Origin of the sequence: Robertmurraya mesotrionivorans (assembly GCF_050971805.1) — a bacterium.
Lineage (GTDB): Bacteria > Bacillota > Bacilli > Bacillales > Cytobacillaceae > Robertmurraya_A.
This window is the reverse complement of the sequence record NZ_JBPCCH010000025.1, coordinates 38045-54881: the sequence shown is the minus strand read 5'-3', so window position 1 is coordinate 54881 and position 16837 is coordinate 38045. Positions and strand designations below refer to the sequence as shown.

Here is a 16837-nt window from a genome sequence, read left to right as displayed (position 1 = left end):
AAATTTTATAATTATGAAAGATTACAAAAAAGACTAAACGGCCTTAGTCCCTTAGAATACAGGGCTAACGCCGCTTAGAGTCGTTTTTTTATTTCCGCTGTCTACTTGACGGGGGGCACTTCAAAATTCTCACGCTATTTTATGTGTCATTTTATACGTATGCACCTTAAAACGAAACCCTTTGCGTTTTTTGAAATATGGTTGTAAATGCTTTTTAGCGAATTATGGTAAATCCCCACGAAGTTTTTGATATTTCCTCGGAAATTAGCGCCACTTCCCCGAAATAGCTTCAATGTCCCTTGGTGATGTTCGGCAACATCCTCCAATTAATCGAGCCCCAGCTTCGTACCACTCTTTTGATTTCGACTCTAGTGTATTGCATGATTCTTGACCGTGCCAAGTTTTTGTCTCGGGATCATACGTTTCCCCAGAGTTTGGGTAAACAATGATAGGTTTTTCTGTGTGGGTTCTAAGATTGCTAATGGCCCCTGTAACATAATCTAATGGAGCACAGTTTAGTCCAACGGCAGCAATCTGTTCACATTCATTCGCCAGTTCAGCACATTCTTGTAACAACGTACCGTCACTTATTGACCTTTCGTCCTTCAAGGAGAAGGAAAGCCATGCATAAGTTCCAGGAAACTCCTGCAATAAAGAAATTAATACTTTCGCCTCCTGAAGGGAAGGAATGGTTTCAAATGCCAAAATATCAGCTCCAGCTTCTATAAGTACCGCCATTCTCTGACGGTGGAAATCTTTAAGGAGATTATCGCTCACCCCATAGTTTCCAACATACTCTGAGCCATCTGCTAAGAACGCACCATATGGTCCAACAGATGCAGCTACCAATGGTTTGGATCTAACAAGTTGTTGCTCTTCTTGCCAAAAGTCATCTCTTGCACTCTTCGCAAGCACTACTGTCTTTTTTATCAATTCCAAGGCTTCTTCTTCTTGTAATCCACGTTTTGTAAATCCTTCAACTGTTGCTTGATAGCTTGCAGTTATCGCACAATCTGCGCCTGCCTGAAAATAGTCTAAATGTACCTGATAGATCATCTGCGGATTCTCGAGTAACACACGAGCTGACCAAAGAGGATCATCCAAATTACATCCATAGGATTCAAGCTCGGTAGCCATTGCTCCATCTAAAATAATAAGTGAATGCTCTTGTAAAATAGCATCAATTGGATTGTTTTTTTTCAACGTAAACGTCTCCCTTCTTGTTAAACCCTTGTTTTATATAATAACTAGCATAGCAAAGCAAGATAAATGGAATTCCACAAAACAGTGCAATTCTCTGTGTTGGATCAAAAGCAATACCTATACAGGAAGCCAGACAAAGAAAGAACGCTGCAATCGGAACGATAGGATACAATGGCGTTCGGTAAGCAAGGTCTTGCACGGAATGGCCTTCTTTTACATATTGTCTACGGAATAATAACTGTGAAACACTAATACTCATCCATACAATAACTACTGCTAGTCCTGAAATGGACACAAGTACGATATATACAGTATCAGGTGCAATAATACTAGAAAACAGAGCTAAGCCGCCACCTAGCATACTGAAAATGATAGCATTAAGTGGAACACCTCGATTTGTTAACTTTGCAAAGAATGGAGAGATTGTTTCTTTTTCTGCAAGTGACCAAAGCATTCTTGAGGAAGCGTATAATCCAGAGTTCGCTGCCGATAAAATCGCCGTTAAGATAACGAAGTTCATAATATCCGCACCATAAGGTACCCCTATTCTATCTAGAACAGCAACAAAAGGGCTTTCCAATACCCCAGCATCAGAAAAAGGGAGCAGAGCTGATAACACAATGATGGTTCCGACAAAGAAGATAATTAATCTCCACAGTGTCGTTCGAATAGCCTTCGGAATTGCCTTTTCTGGATTTTCAGTTTCTCCAGCAGCAATCCCAATTAATTCTGTCCCAGAAAATGCAAAATTCACTGCCAACATGGTCATAAAAATGGCAAATACACCGTTTGGAAATAACCCTTGGCCAATGATATTTGAAAACACGGGTGCTGTCTCAGAACCCTCTATTGGCAGAATACCGACCATAGCTGCTGCACCTAAAATAATAAAGAACAAAATTGCGAGAACTTTTATGGATGCAAACCAAAATTCTGATTCAGCAAAGAATTTAACAGTTACTGCATTTAATAAAAAAATTAAAATAGCAAATAGAGCACTCCAAATCCATACATTCACATTTGGGAACCAACGCTGCATCAATAACCCAGCAGCTGTGAACTCTGAACCTAATGCCACTGTCCAAGTTAACCAATACAACCAAGCAACAGTAAAGCCTGTTGCGGGTCCAATATATTTGGCTGCGTAACTATGGAACGCTCCCGTTTCTGGCATATGTACAGATAACTCCCCCAAACATAACATAACTAAATAGACCACCAAGGCACCGATTAAGTACGAAAGAATCGTTCCAAACGGTCCTGCCTGTTGAATCGTATAACCTGAACTTAGAAACAAACCGGTCCCAATGACCCCACCTAAGGATAACATGACTAGATGTCTTGCTTGCATTTTCCTTTGAAATCCTTGTTCTTCCACTTTCACAAATAACTCCTCCTTAACCTACATCCAGAAGCAACCATTACAAACGATCAATGAATACTTTAGTGGGGGAAACAAAAAAACGCACTCAGGAAACGAGTGCACTACTGACAAATAAAAACGTCCGCTCCTATCTATCGAGGAAAAATCACCCGCTGGAATTAGCACAGTATCCTAGTTGATCTGTTGCTGAGGCTTCACAGGGCCAGTCCCTCCACCTCTCTGGATAAGAAATATTTTTATCAACCTTACCAATCTACAAAAATAATGTCAAGAAACTTTTGAATAAACTAATAGTTTACATATTACTATGTATAACTATTACAATCCCGTCATACATATAACTGTTTGATATACAAAACAAAGGAGCGAACACTTCATGAATCAACAAACACCATCTTTTGTCAGTCACATTGACTCGTATGTGTATCATGCATTCCAAGGGATTACCGGGCGAATGGTTGCCGTCCAAACGGTCAGAGGGACTGTAACAGGATTACTTAAGTCTGTTATGCCTGACCATATTGTAGTGGAATCAGGAGGTTCTCCATTCTTTATTCGCACTCAACAAATTATCTGGGTTATTCCTAGAGGATAAGGAGGTCATCCGATGTTTAAACGTGAAAATAAATTATTGATTGACCTTCCTGTTCCAGAGCATGGTGATCCGAATGCGGCCGCTGCTGTTCAGGAGTTGTTAGGTGGAAAATTTGGAGAAATGTCAACTTTAAACAATTACATGTATCAGTCTTTTAACTTTCGTCAAAAGGATAAATTAAAACCTTTTTATGACCTCGTAGCAAGTATTACAGCAGAAGAATTTGGTCATGTGGAGCTCGTTAGTAATACAATCAACTTGTTATCACGCGGAAACACCTTTCCTGGGGACCCTGATGTTACCCCTTTACGTGAAGGAATGGATGCACGCAGTACGTATCACTTTATTGCTACTGCTCAAACGGCATTAGCAGGTGATTCTATGGGGCGCCCTTGGACCGGAGACAATGTGTTTAGCAGCGGAAACTTAGTGCTAGATTTACTTCATAATTTCTTTTTAGAGGTAGGAGCACGCACACATAAGATGCGAGTATATGAAATGACAGAACATGAAACTGCTCGTGAAATGATAGGTTACTTACTTGTCAGAGGTGGGACGCATGTACTCGCTTATGCTAAAGCATTAGAAATTGCTACTGGCGTGGATGTCAAAAAAATGATTCCGATTCCTGATCTATCTAACAGAAAGTTCGACCATGCAATAAAGTTTGAGGATCAAGGCTTAGCTAATGTTTTATATACCTGGAATGATGTGGGTCATTATACCGATATCTCAAAAATTTGGAAAGGAACAAACCCTGAAAATGGAAACCAACTCAAAGTAATTACTGGAGCTCCTAAGGGTGCACCTATTCCAAATTTAGAGGAACTACCGGAGGAATTTGCTCCAGGAATTGATCGGGATGATTACGCAAGAATCGCCAAACGTTTAATGGAAAATATGTAAAATAGTTAAAGGGTATTCATGCGGCCATGAATACCCTAGTTTTATATTTATATAGTTTTTGCTTCTAACACATCTTCCCCACGTGCAGCTCTAACTTTTTCAACATACTGCTTTGCATACTCCGTAATAAGGTCATAATCTCCCGTCTTAGCTGGTGCTAATAGATTCCCTCCAACCCCTACTGCTACACAGCCGTTTTTAATCCATTGGTCCACATTTTCAAGACTAACACCACCAGTAGGCATGATATTCACTTGTGGAAGTGGTGCTTTTACTCCCTTAACAAAATCAGGGCCAAAGTTGTTTCCTGGGAATAATTTCACAATATCAACACCAGATTCAAGAGCACGCTTCATCTCAGTGATTGTCATACAACCTGGCATATAAGGGATTTGATAGAGGTTACATAATTTTGCGGTTTCTTCATCAAAGGAAGGACTGACTACGAACTGCGCACCTGCAAGGATGGCTATTCTAGCAGTAGTTGAGTCAAGAACAGTGCCAGCTCCAATCACGACATCATTGCGTTCATTATATAGAGACGTTAACTCTTTAATTACTTCATCTGCTTCTTTGACAGTAAACGTTACTTCTATCCCCTTAATCCCACCTCGAATACATGCTTTAGAGATTGTTACTGCTTCTTCCTTCGTCTCTGCTCTCACTACTGCCACTACTCCACACTCTGAAACCTTTGATAGAACATTGATTTTATTCATGTGAATCCCCACTTTTTATATATTTTATGAAACATTTTTTATTAAATTTACAAAACTCTCACGCTGCCGTATCATATAGTAGAACGGCGTTTTAAATTTTTAAATAAAAAGTTCAATTCATTCTACATATATAAATCCATTGAAAGAGGTAACCGACTGTGTCCAACGTCCAATCACTTGAAAGAGCCTTAACTATTTTGAATAAGCTTTCAGATTATCCCGATGGAATACAAATTGCCCGTTTATCTGAACAAGTTAGTCTATCAAAAAGTACCGTCCACAGGCTTTTAGCAACATTATCCAATATGAACTATGTCGTAAAAGATTCTGAATCCGACAAGTATAAATTAGGATTGCAAGTACTTTTTCTCTCGAGAAATATTTTAAATAATAATGACATTGTAAATACGGCAAAGCCTTACCTAGAAAGGCTTTCCCACGAAGTAAATGAAACCGTTCATTTATGCATTGAAGACCGTGGTGAAATTGTGTATATTGATAAAATTGAAAGTAATCAAACCATTCGAATGTTCTCACGTGTCGGAAACCGTGCACCGATGTACTGTACTGCCGTCGGAAAAATTTTATATTCCGGTATGGAGTCAGGCCATTTTGAAGAATTAGTGTCAAAGGTGAATTTTATCCCTAAGACAGAATCAACCATCACAACCCCTGAGGGACTTCGAGAAGAAATAAATAAGATTAAGAAACAAAAATACGCCTTGGATAATATAGAAAATGAAGAAGGAATACGATGTATCGCCGCACCGATATACAACCATACAGGCAAGATTATTGCTAGTTTTAGTATCTCTGGTCCTAGCAATCGTGTGACAATGGATAAAATAAACGATACATTAATAGATAAGATGAGACAGACTAGCTTAGATATTTCTAGAAATCTAGGTTACATTGGTTCTTGATAAAGCCATTTCCTTCCCTGACTGGGAAGGAAATTTTTTTACTTTATGTTTATTCTCCTTGTTTCCATAAATGAGCTTAGTTCTGCTCGATCTGGTAGCCCATCATTATCTCCTGGAGACATAACCGCTAAAGCTCCAATTGCTGTTCCACGTACCACTGCATCCTCTATTTTTTGCTCTTCTAACAAAGCACTCACTACACCGACGGCAAAACCGTCACCTGCACCAACCGTATCAACGACTTTCTCTACAGGGAAACCCTCTGTATAAAACTGCTTCCCTTCCGAACTTGTGAAAGCTCCCTTTGCACCTAATTTTATAACTACTGTTCTCACTCCAGCAGCATGATAAAACTGTGCAATCTCAGCCTCATCTTCACAGCCTGTCAATAGCTTTCCTTCTGCAATACCTGGCAGAACAATATCCGCCTGACAAGCTAAATCATTAATAATCCTCACCATTTCTTTTTGGTCTGGCCATAGTCCTGGACGTAAATTTGGGTCAAAAGAAATTTGAACTCCTTTCTCACGTGCCACTCTCAATAACTCATAGACAGCTGCTCTGCACTCTTTCGATAATGCTGGTGGTATACCAGTTAGATGAATATGATCATATCCGTCCCAGCTTACATTCTTAATTGTCTCTATATTCATATGAGAAGCTGCAGAGTTTTTCCTTGCAGAGAACACTTCTGGGTCTCCCACTTCAACTTTTTGCTTCCATTGCATACCTGTTACATATTTTGATTCATAATTAACATGGGTTGTATCAATCCCATTTTGTTGAAGGAACTTCTCTATGTTTTTACCGAAAGGATCTTCCCCAAGTTGCGTAATGTAGGTAACCTCATGACCTAAGCGGGACATTCCGATCGAAAAGTTTACCTCTGCCCCCGCAACAAACCGACTAAATCGGTTCACTTCTTCTAAAGAACCACTTTGCTCTGCTACGAAGAGAGCCATCGGTTCACCGATTGTAATGATTTTACTCATGCTTCCCCTTCTCCCCTTTACTTAAAGAGAGACATACTGTGATATGCCTCTCTTTAGCTACTTTTAGACAGCAGTTGCGTTGATATCTTCTTTTACATTTCCTTTGTTTTTCTTTTTCATATATTTAGACCAATAGGCTGTTAAGATCGGTACTAGAATTGATGTGACAATTACTGATGCTGCCACCAATGCAGTTGCTGATTGAGCAACATCCATAAATTCCGGCTTCATATTGGCAATAATCATAGGATTAGCAACAGCTGCGCCAGCTGTACTAGATGCAGCTAGTCCCGCCGTACCATTTCCGCCACCAATATACTTATCTGCTAAGATTAACGGAATACCAGTTACAATGATTACAAGAACACCTAGGATAATACCGGCAAGACCTGTTTTTGCAATGACCGTTAAATCAATTGTGTTTCCTAGTGCAAATCCGAAAAACGGGATCATTGTATGAGTAGCTTTGCTAAAGAAATCTTTTAAATCACTATCTAAATTTCCAAGAACAAAACCGACTAAGAAAGGTAGAACTGCCCCTACGAACACATGTGGTTCAAATGCTGCTAAGCCCGTTGAGCCAAGAATCAACATCGTTACTAATGGACCTGATTCAAGTGACATTAATACAAATGCTCCAGCTTCTTCTTTCGTTCCGTACTGTTGCATGATAGAAGCATATAGTCCACCGTTTGTCATATCCATTGCGGCAATTAAAGCAAGGACTGAGAAACCGGCAAATAATCCTGTTTGAATTCCGCCTTCTGGCATAAACATGGAGGCAATAATAGCAACAACCCACGCTACTGCAATTTTCGTTAATACAAGTGTTCCAGACTTTCTTATTACTGTACCTGTTGCTTTTATATTGATTCCTGCACCCATACAGAAGAACCATACCGCTAAAATTGGAACTGTTCCCGTCATTAATCCGTTTGTAAACGACCCGAAATATTCTCCTGAGGTTGGAGCAAGAGTGTGTATAATTGCTCCTATAAATAGTGGAACAAGCATTAATCCGCCAGGGATCTTTTCAATTGACTTCATGATTTTCATTTTGCATTACCTTACCCTTCTAATTTTTATATAGGTAAATTTCACGCAAAAGAACTTGAGATGATTGAATAATTGTCAATTTTATGCTATCTTTAAGTTTCAAAAAACAATTCGAAATGTTATAGGTGGCTTTTTCCTGGTCTGCCAACCTTTGGCCGCCTTAACGTTTCATCCCATATTCTTCTGTGTCTGTCCCTATAACTCCACTTTAAGCACTACTTTTCTCACCTTTTGCTTTCCTTGAGCAATTAAGCCCGTCATATGTGAATCTTCAGGGAAGCAAATCATAACATCCCCAGGATTCATTGTGATTCCAGAGAGGACATCACCTTTAAAAAAGATGGCATCCTTCTCCGCATCGTACTCTTCCTTCACTTGCTGGCGTCCAATATGGTCAACCGCAATTTTCTCTTGTCCTTCTAAAATATAATGGATATCTAAATACTTTCTATGTGCTTCCCAAAAACAGCTTTCTTCCTCTTTTGTTTCGTATTCGTTTAAGAAGAAGAACGAGTTATTATCAACTTCATAACGCCCGGCTGTATATTGCGAAAAGTCACCTTTTAGGAATTCTAACTTTGATAAAATCTTATCGTCTAAAACAGCCTTTTCTCTGATATCTTCTAACTTCCCTGTAATCACCCTAATTCTTCCTTTCTGAGATTCTTTAACGTGCTAACCAACCACCATCAATTGCTATGATTGATCCATTCATATAATCTGATGCTCTACTTGATAAGAACACAACAACCCCCATTAGATCAGAAGGATCTGCCCAACGTCCGGCTGGTATACGTGAAAGAATTTCTGCATTACGCTGTTCGTCTGCACGAATAGGTGCTGTATTAGCTGTTGCAATGTAGCCTGGAGCAATCGCATTAATTTGAACATTATATTGTCCTAGCTCATTAGCAAACGCTTTCGTAACCCCCGCAACTGCATGCTTACTTGCTGTATACGGAGGAACAAATTTCCCACCTTGGAAGGAAAGCATAGAGCAAATATTAATAATCTTTCCGCTCTTTTGCTCAACCATCACTTTTCCAACTTCTTGGCTTAAAAAGTAGACAGCGTTTAGGTTAATGTCCATTACTGCATCCCAATCTTCTTGCTTGTACTCTAGTAAAGGCGCACGTCTAATTGTTCCAGCATTATTTACTAAAACATCTATCTTTCCGTACACATTTAGACAATCCTCTACTACTTTCTTTAAGGAGTCTCTATTCGTTAGATCTGCCTGGTGGAAATGAACCTTTCTTCCTGTCTCTTCAATGAATGCTCTCGTTTCATCCCAATTTGTATCATGGGTAACAATAAACAAATCTGCTCCAGCTTTTGCTAGCGCGACCGCATACCCTTGGCCAAGACCAGTATTTCCACCTGTTACGATAGCTACCTTATCTTGTAGGCTAAAAAAGTCTAATGAAAAATCTTGTAAACTCATATGTTATTACACTCCTATTTCATTATTTTTATAGTTGTTCATGTGACTAGTTTTAAATTACTTTAGTTGATCCATAGTTACTTGATCCATATCGTTGTAGGTCTTATTTTCACCAGCCATTGCCCAAATGAAAGTATAATTACTTGTTGCAGCACCACAATGAATTGACCATGGCGGAGAAATCACCGCTTGTTCATTCTTCATAACAATATGTCTTGTTTCAGTTGGCTCCCCCATAAAGTGAAACATTCTAGCATTTTCGTCCAAATCGATATATAGATAAGTTTCCATTCTGCGATCATGAGTATGAGTTGGCATAGAGTTCCATACACTGCCTGTATTTAGCTGAGTCATCCCCATTACCACTTGACAGCTTTTGATTCCCTCATTGTGGATCATTCTACGAATCACGCGATCGTTCGCACTTTCAAGAGCTCCCAACCGATCACCTTCAATGGATTTAAATGAAACATGCTGCACAGGATACTCTTTGTGAGCAGATGCTGAGAATAAATAATACTTTGCTGGATTTTCAGCTGATTCACTTGTAAAAAGAAGTTCTTTCTTCCCTAATCCCACATACAAGCAATCTTTATTTTCCATCTCATAAACTTCACCGTCGACAGTAATTTTTCCGTTACCTCCAACGTTAAAGATTCCCACTTCTCTTCTTTCTAAAAAGTAGTTAGCCTTAATTTCATCGTAGCCACCTAAAGAGATCGTTTCATTCGTTGGGGTAATTCCACCGATAATTACACGGTCTTCCATTGAATAGGTAAGCTTGATCTCACCAGGCACAAATAAGTCTTCAACAAGATAATGCTTTCTAAGATCTTCAGTAGTAAATGTTTTGGCATGATCTGGGTGTGTTGAGTATCTAATTTCCATAATTTACATCTCCTTTATAATTCGTTCCACATCGTGGTATGATGTTCCATAAATTAATTATAGCGTTTTCACACTTAAAATGCCAACTTTAATTTGGCAAAAATATGAACATTTTTACATTTAATAAAAAATAAAAGAGCCATCCATTTGGATAGCCCTAAACACAACTATATTTTATAATACCTTCTCTAAGAAATCTTTCGCTCTTGCTGTTTTTGGATTACTGAAAAACTCGGCCGGACTTGCGTCTTCAAGTAATACTCCACCATCAAGGAATAATACTCTGTCAGCCACTTCACGTGCAAATCCCATTTCATGTGTAACGATCGCCATCGTCATACCTGACTTTGCTAGGTCCTTCATTACATTCAGTACTTCCTTAACCATTTCAGGGTCAAGTGCGGATGTTGGCTCATCAAATAGCATTAAGTTCGGCTCCATCGCTAGAGCACGAGCAATAGCAACACGCTGTTTTTGCCCACCTGAGAGGTTACTAGGAAATGCTTTTTCCTTTTCTGTAAGTCCCACTTTCGCCAGCAAATTACGAGCCTTTCCTTCCGCTACTTGTCGCGTTTCTCCTTTTACTTTGATTGGAGCGTACGTTAAGTTATCAAGTACATTTAAATGCGGGAACAAGTTGAAATGCTGAAATACCATTCCAATTTGTTGGCGAACCTTTAGTATATTTGTATTTTTATCTGTAATACTTCGACCATCAATTGATATGGTCCCCTTTGTTGGCACTTCTAATAAGTTGATACAGCGAAGAAAAGTTGATTTACCAGACCCGGATGGTCCAATAATTGAAACAACTTCACCGCTATTAATATTAGTCGTGATACCCTTTAGTACTTCATTATCACCGAATTGTTTATAGAGGTTTTCAACTTTAATCACTGAACTTCAACCTCCTTTCAACAACTTTCCCAATGATCGTTAACACCATAACAAGTAGCCAATAAATAACCCCTACAAAAATCAAAGGTTCAAAGTTTCGATAGATATCAGCACCGACTACTTGAGCTCGGCGCATAAGATCTAAATACCCAATAGTTGAGACAATAGCCGATTCCTTCGTTAATGTAATAAATTCATTCATGAGTGCAGGTAAAATATTTTTTAAAGCCTGTGGCAAAATGATGTCCTTCATCATCAACCGATAAGGTACCCCAAGAGCTTGAGCAGCCTCTGTTTGTCCCTTATCAACTGCTTGAATTCCAGCACGGATAATTTCCGATACATATGCAGAGGAATTCAGACCAAAAGCAAGGATAGCTGATAAAAATGGAGAAATATCATAACCCGTTAATTGTGGAATCGCAAAATAAATAATCATTAACTGCAAAATTAATGGTGTTCCACGGAAAATAGATGTGTATGCATCCCCAAACCAGTTCAATGCTTTTATTTTTGAAATTTTACATAATGCTAGAACCGTTCCTAAAATAAAACCAAAGATAATTGATATAATGACAAACTGTAATGTAACCCATATTCCTTCTAAAATAAAAGGAATATAAGGCACAATTTGGCTAAAATCCAAATTCATGCCTTACACCTCACTTTAATATTTTTCTGGTTAAGCCTATTCTTCAGATAACCATTTCGCTTTTAATTCGTCTAGCTTCCCGTTCTCTTCCATTTCCTTTAGGACTTGGTTTACTTCGTCAACTAGTTCACTGCCCTTTGGAAAAGCAACCGCCATTCCCGGTGAGCTCGAAGTAGGATCATCAAATCCTGCTAATCCTTGTTCATTAATATATCCTGTAGCTACTGACTTATCCAAGTATGCTACATCAATACGGTTCGATTGCAATTCTTGAATCAAGATGGTTGCGTTGTCTACAGCCTTGATTTCAAAATCAACTGTTTCCTGAAGCTTACGAGCACCCTCTTCTTGAATCGTACCTAACTGAACTCCAACCGTTTTTCCTTTTAATTGATCAAGGGATGTCACTTCAGAGTCCTTTAATGTAATAAACATTTCACCTGAATGATGATACTGAGTAGAAAAGTCAACGTTCTGAGCGCGCTTCTCTGTAGCAGACATTCCTGATAATACTAGATCGACACGTTTCGCTTGCAGCGCACCAATTAATCCATCAAATTTCATATCCTCAATTTTCAGCTCATAGCCTAATTCATCTGCAATGTATTTAGCTAGATCAATATCGAAACCTTCTACTTCCCCTGATGTGTTTCGAGATTCAAACGGAGCAAAATCTGCAGAGGTTCCCATAGTTAATACTTTTTTGCCCTCTTCTGCTTCACCATTTCCAGAATCGTTATTTTGGCCACATGCTGCCAATACTAACGTTAAAATTAAAGTAATAAGTAAACCGAACTTTTTCATGTTGTTTCCTCCTTATATAACGCTTATATGATGTATACGAATAATTATTCAACTGAATGAATAATAACACATGCATATGATTTTGAAAAGTAGCTTTTTCAATATAAAAATATTCAGATTATTCTCCGAACTGTATTTATAATTTTATTATTTTAATAAATCAATACGATTATCCATGCATTCTTTTCGCTTCTAGGAATTCGTTTACCACTTTTTCAAAGATCTCTTTATTCGTAAGTAATTCATAACCAGTTGAAGCAAGAGCAAGTGCACCTTTACTCAAGATTTGATGAGAATTATCCGTAATGGTGATATCTGCAAACTCTTTTGTATGGGCAACCAGACCCGGTGAATCAAGTCCAATATACGGATGAATAGCAGGGACAACATGACTTACATTGCCCATATCAATGGATCCATATGTGTCCTTTGCTTTTAAAACCTTTTTTACTCCTGTAGCAAGTAGGTTTTCTGTAAAAAGTTCAGAGAGTGTTTGATTGGTTAGCATGTTATCGTAACTAAGTTCATAATTAGTAATTTCAACTTTTGCTCCTGTTACTAATTCCGCACCATGGGCAATATTTTTTACTTTCTGAACGACTTCATCTAAATAGCTACGGTTTTTCGCACGTACATAAAATTGAGCAACTGTATAATCGGGAACGATGTTTGCAGCAACGCCACCTTCTTTAATTATTCCATGAATCCGCACATCTGATGTCACATGCTGACGAAGGGCATTAATGCCGTTAAACAGCTGAATCACTGCATCAAGAGCATTGATTCCTTTTTCAGGAGATGCTGCCGCATGACTAGACTGACCTGAATAGGCAAATTGAATCGCATCCATTGCCAAGGAATCCCCACTTTCATAGGATTCATCAGCTGGGTGCAAAATCATAGCCACATCAATATCATCAAAAATCCCTTGCTCTGCCATTGGAACCTTCGCTCCATTTGTTTCTTCAGCAGGAGTTCCAAGAACAACCACTCGTCCACCTATTTCATCAACCAATTTGCTTAATAAAACGCCAGCACCTGCACTCATTGTTCCTATCATATTATGGCCGCATCCATGTCCCACTCCAGGTAGAGCATCGTATTCGGATAGATAGGCAATCGTAGGTCCCTCTTTTTTACTGTCGTATACCGCTTTAAAGGAAGTTGGCCGCCCGACAATTCCTGTATCCACTGCGAAATGATGCTCCTTTAGAAACATGACTAGTTTTTCCATAGATTTATATTCTTGATCACCTAGCTCAGGATCATGATAAAGGGAATCGCTCATTTCCCATAGCTTATTTTGTATCGTCTCTAAATGTTGTTTTAATTGATTGTTCATTAGTAACACTCCTTTATATATTGAAAGAGGTATATTTATAAAATTACATAGTATTAAATATTTATTCAACATTTTTACTATTTTTCTAATATAATATATGTAACCCTAAAATTCCAGCATATTTATTAGTTAATAATATTAAATATACAAAATAACCTCTCTCCTTTAAGGAAAGAGGTTATTTGATTCGTATTATTACCAAAGAAAATCAAATAAACTGCCTTTAAATAGGTTTGTATCTATATTACATGTTGCTGCATCAATTCCATACTGCCAACCATACAACAATGAACCTTCAGGAGCCTCTGCAGTATTTGCTGGTACATTTGCTTGAGTGGTAACGTCTACATGAGGATAGGCCGTCCAAAGAATTATCTTATTTTGAATACCTTGATTTTCATTTTTAGAAGCTTGGTACGCCTCAACTAAAGCACTGTCCGGAGAGAATACACCATAAATACCCGGCTCATAAGGAGAGACCATCATCGTATCAAACCAGCCTTGTATAAATGCAGAATCGACAGGATAATTTGGTTCAATATCTGCAAATATAGCTACACCCTCTGGCGCATTTAACTCCCCTGCCAGAGAGATCGCAATATTCGCTTGCTCTACCCCGTTTTCATATCCAGTTGCGTTATTAAATTGATTATTGATAAGAAGGATTTTTACTCCATTTGCATGCAAATATTCCACTTCCTCTGTTGTTAACCCACTAGAAACACCATCAATCGTCCCTAGATATCTCCCCCAAACAGTAGGCTTTCCGAAATTTTCATTTACACAGGCGTATAGCTCTTCTGTCGTATATGACGCAGAATCGACTCCCCAATAATCAGCATTTGGATCGATAGTTGTGTTAGCTTTTTCATTTCCATCTTCATTATTTCCATTTTCTTCTGTAGTATTATTTTGTTCCTCGTTTGTATTGGCGGTAGTAGTTTCACTCTGGTTATGACCGGTTTCATTTGAATCAGACTGAAAATAGAAGATTGGAAGCAATAATAAAACTAACGCACTAATGAAGATGAGCAAGAAATTCCCCCATTTCAAATGATTCACCCCCTTGACAACAGCCTATTCAAGTAGGAGAAAAACCGTTTGGGCGGAACTGAACTTTAGAAAAACAATAAGGGTATTCAAAGCACTTGGTTATGGCTTTGAATACCCTTTATACTAAGACTTCAATTGGTTGACTTTATAGATATCTCTTCGATGAACCAGTAGCTTAAGAATGGATGAGCTGACATTTGGATCTACATGATTGCTGACCACTGGATTTACTCCAGTAACAATAGGGGTCTGCACTTCTTTTTTCAACCGGCAACGTATATTTTCAGATTTATATAGTCTATATTTATCTCTAATTGTTTCCTCCGAACGAATGTCTGAACCGATCATGATGGTTTTCCAAGTCAGTTTTGACCAAATCATCCACCCTACTAAAAGGATAATAAGTAACCCAATTACAGTGAGTACTTCCATTTTAATCTCTCCCTTGCGAGTGTTAAAGACTTCATACCCATGAGAGATTAGAGGTTAAACCTGATTCTAGAAAGTGTACAGGCCTAAAAAAATGACCTTCACTTTTAGAGTGAAGGTCATCTCCTGTTCAACTTGATCTTTATCTACCAGTTGAATTACAATTGAATAATTGCATCTAAAGCAACTTTCATTCCTGCATTCACTGCTTTACCAACTACCGTGTTATGAGGATTATACTCTTCTCGAAGTTCCGCATCAGCAAAGCCATCAATCGCTAAAATAGCTCCCGCTTTAATCCCTTTCAAAGAGGAGATGACAAAAAGAGCTGAGTTTTCCATTTCAACTGCGACAACTCCTGCTTTTTTATATAATTGGTGAGGGAATTCGAGAACACCAGAATAAAACGCATCAAGAGTAAGTGTCATTCCTTCTTTCACCAATAGGTCTTTCACATTTGATGACGCTGCATTTATTAATGCCTCTACAATGGTGCGATCGGCAATAGCTGGAAACCCGGGAGGAACAATTTGTTTCGTAAGCCCATCACAGCTTACAGCAGCCGTACTGATGACAAGACTGCCAGGCTGTACTTCTTTTTGATAAGAGCCAGCCGTCCCTACACGAATGATTGATTGTACACCACCCATGATCAACTCCTCAAAGCAGACCGCTGCCCCAGGTGCTCCTACTCCGTGACTAACCACCGCTACTTTTGTGCCTTTCCAGCTACCAGAATAACTATGGTATTCACGGTTCTCACCTAATTTAGTTGGATTGTCCATTAATTCCGCAATTATTTTCGCACGTGCCTGATCACCACATACAATGACTCGCTCTGGTAAACAATCAGACTTTAGTTTAAGGTTTGGCAGAAAGTTAGTCAAAGTCTTTTCGCTCCCATTCATCCTCCGGAATAGGAATGTCCTCTCCCGAAAACCGTTCCTCTTTAAAAGGGTCCCCATTCAGATGGAATCCATTTTGTTCCCAAAATCCAGGTTTATTTTCGTCAATAAACTCAATTCCTCTAATCCATTTCACACTCTTCCAAAAATATAGATGAGGGACAACAAGCCTTAATGGCCATCCGTGCTTATCCGTTAAAGGCTCCCCTTCAAACGTATGGGCAAGAAGTACGTCGTCATGTAACAAGTCTGCCAATGCAATATTTGCTGTATAGTCATGGTCTGCATGCAGCATCACGTATTTGCTCTTAGGAGTGATGTCTATTGCCTTTAAGAAATCACTGAACTTTACTCCCGTGAATTGATTATCAAATCTAGACCAGCGAGTCACACAATGAATGTCAACGGTCACGGTTGTTTCAGGCATTTCTTTAATTTGCTTATAGGTGAGTACGACCTCTTTATCACCCTCACCAAAGATTTTTAAATCCCACTTTTCCAAATCGTAAACAGGAACGTCTCCTTCATGCAAAATCGGAAAACGTTCAGTTAACGCTTGTCCGGGCGGGAGCCGCTTCGCATGCTTGGGATCGGCTACTGGTACTCTTGTTCGTTTAATTCTGTCTGCTTTATTTAAGCTCATGT

General features: G+C 38.8%; 19 protein-coding genes and 1 riboswitch. Of the genes, 3 read left to right on the top strand and 16 right to left on the bottom strand.

Annotated elements, in window-relative coordinates; genetic code table 11:
- Window positions 1-264: 264 nt before the first annotated feature.
- Window positions 265-1203 carry a homocysteine S-methyltransferase gene (gene mmuM, locus ACRX5O_RS22450; RefSeq protein ID WP_433907991.1) on the bottom strand — a complete coding sequence of 313 codons (939 nt, stop codon included), beginning with the start codon at window positions 1201-1203 and terminating at the stop codon, window positions 265-267.
- Window positions 1181-2587, bottom strand: coding sequence for an S-methylmethionine permease (mmuP, locus tag ACRX5O_RS22445; protein WP_433907990.1), 1407 nt, complete (start codon window positions 2585-2587; stop codon window positions 1181-1183). The genes mmuM and mmuP overlap by 23 nt, the downstream gene beginning before the upstream one ends.
- Window positions 2588-2711: 124 nt before the next feature.
- A riboswitch (SAM riboswitch) is annotated at window positions 2712-2817 on the bottom strand.
- Between the two features lie 146 nt (window positions 2818-2963).
- On the opposite strand from mmuP, the gene ACRX5O_RS22440 reads away from it, so the two are divergent.
- Entirely contained in the window at window positions 2964-3182 is a 219-nt protein-coding gene (locus ACRX5O_RS22440; RefSeq protein WP_160549507.1) for a YuzF family protein, read from the top strand.
- A 12-nt stretch (window positions 3183-3194) separates the two neighbouring features.
- The gene (locus tag ACRX5O_RS22435; protein ID WP_433907989.1) at window positions 3195-4088 is read left to right on the top strand and encodes a manganese catalase family protein; all 894 of its coding nucleotides are present in this window, start codon (window positions 3195-3197) and stop codon (window positions 4086-4088) included.
- Between the two features lie 47 nt (window positions 4089-4135).
- Here ACRX5O_RS22435 and ACRX5O_RS22430 read toward each other — a convergent pair whose 3' ends face one another.
- Entirely contained in the window at window positions 4136-4807 is a 672-nt protein-coding gene (locus ACRX5O_RS22430) for a bifunctional 4-hydroxy-2-oxoglutarate aldolase/2-dehydro-3-deoxy-phosphogluconate aldolase (RefSeq protein ID WP_433907988.1), read from the bottom strand.
- Window positions 4808-4965: 158 nt separating this feature from the next.
- Here ACRX5O_RS22430 and ACRX5O_RS22425 point away from each other — a divergent pair, with 158 nt between their 5' ends.
- A complete protein-coding gene (locus ACRX5O_RS22425; RefSeq protein ID WP_433907987.1) occupies window positions 4966-5730 on the top strand; it encodes an IclR family transcriptional regulator in 765 nt (254 codons plus the stop codon).
- A gap of 38 nt (window positions 5731-5768) precedes the next feature.
- On the opposite strand, the gene ACRX5O_RS22420 is transcribed toward ACRX5O_RS22425, so the two are convergent.
- The 13 genes from ACRX5O_RS22420 to ACRX5O_RS22360 all read right to left on the bottom strand — a co-directional run bounded on the left by ACRX5O_RS22420 (window position 5769) and on the right by ACRX5O_RS22360 (window position 16835).
- Entirely contained in the window at window positions 5769-6722 is a 954-nt protein-coding gene (locus ACRX5O_RS22420) for a sugar kinase (RefSeq protein ID WP_433907986.1), read from the bottom strand.
- A gap of 63 nt (window positions 6723-6785) precedes the next feature.
- Complete coding sequence (gene kdgT, locus ACRX5O_RS22415; RefSeq protein WP_433907985.1) at window positions 6786-7778, bottom strand: 2-keto-3-deoxygluconate transporter; 993 nt, start codon at window positions 7776-7778, stop codon at window positions 6786-6788.
- 195 nt (window positions 7779-7973) lie between these two features.
- Window positions 7974-8420 (bottom strand): NanQ anomerase/TabA/YiaL family protein, encoded by a 447-nt coding sequence (locus ACRX5O_RS22410; RefSeq protein WP_433907984.1) that lies wholly within the window; start codon window positions 8418-8420, stop codon window positions 7974-7976.
- A 25-nt stretch (window positions 8421-8445) separates the two neighbouring features.
- Window positions 8446-9222 (bottom strand): 2-dehydro-3-deoxy-D-gluconate 5-dehydrogenase KduD, encoded by a 777-nt coding sequence (gene kduD / locus ACRX5O_RS22405; protein WP_433907983.1) that lies wholly within the window; start codon window positions 9220-9222, stop codon window positions 8446-8448.
- 57 nt (window positions 9223-9279) lie between these two features.
- Complete coding sequence (gene kduI / locus ACRX5O_RS22400; protein WP_433907982.1) at window positions 9280-10110, bottom strand: 5-dehydro-4-deoxy-D-glucuronate isomerase; 831 nt, start codon at window positions 10108-10110, stop codon at window positions 9280-9282.
- Window positions 10111-10284: 174 nt separating this feature from the next.
- Window positions 10285-11007, bottom strand: a complete 723-nt coding sequence (locus ACRX5O_RS22395) for an amino acid ABC transporter ATP-binding protein (RefSeq protein ID WP_433907981.1) — start codon at window positions 11005-11007, stop codon at window positions 10285-10287.
- Window positions 11000-11659 carry an amino acid ABC transporter permease gene (locus ACRX5O_RS22390; protein ID WP_119706937.1) on the bottom strand — a complete coding sequence of 220 codons (660 nt, stop codon included), beginning with the start codon at window positions 11657-11659 and terminating at the stop codon, window positions 11000-11002. Before ACRX5O_RS22390 ends, ACRX5O_RS22395 begins: the two co-directional genes overlap by 8 nt.
- A gap of 36 nt (window positions 11660-11695) precedes the next feature.
- Window positions 11696-12463, bottom strand: coding sequence for a transporter substrate-binding domain-containing protein (locus tag ACRX5O_RS22385; RefSeq protein WP_433907980.1), 768 nt, complete (start codon window positions 12461-12463; stop codon window positions 11696-11698).
- A 169-nt stretch (window positions 12464-12632) separates the two neighbouring features.
- On the bottom strand, window positions 12633-13805 hold the full coding sequence (locus tag ACRX5O_RS22380; protein ID WP_433907979.1) for a M20 family metallopeptidase: 1173 nt from the start codon (window positions 13803-13805) through the stop codon (window positions 12633-12635).
- A 195-nt stretch (window positions 13806-14000) separates the two neighbouring features.
- The gene (locus ACRX5O_RS22375; protein WP_433907978.1) at window positions 14001-14867 is read right to left on the bottom strand and encodes a glycoside hydrolase domain-containing protein; all 867 of its coding nucleotides are present in this window, start codon (window positions 14865-14867) and stop codon (window positions 14001-14003) included.
- Between the two features lie 114 nt (window positions 14868-14981).
- The gene (locus ACRX5O_RS22370) at window positions 14982-15290 is read right to left on the bottom strand and encodes a hypothetical protein (RefSeq protein WP_433907977.1); all 309 of its coding nucleotides are present in this window, start codon (window positions 15288-15290) and stop codon (window positions 14982-14984) included.
- A gap of 155 nt (window positions 15291-15445) precedes the next feature.
- Window positions 15446-16174 (bottom strand): nucleoside phosphorylase, encoded by a 729-nt coding sequence (locus ACRX5O_RS22365; protein ID WP_433907976.1) that lies wholly within the window; start codon window positions 16172-16174, stop codon window positions 15446-15448.
- The gene (locus tag ACRX5O_RS22360) at window positions 16167-16835 is read right to left on the bottom strand and encodes a sulfite oxidase-like oxidoreductase (protein ID WP_433907975.1); all 669 of its coding nucleotides are present in this window, start codon (window positions 16833-16835) and stop codon (window positions 16167-16169) included. Before ACRX5O_RS22360 ends, ACRX5O_RS22365 begins: the two co-directional genes overlap by 8 nt.
- Between the last annotated feature and the right edge of the window lie 2 nt (window positions 16836-16837).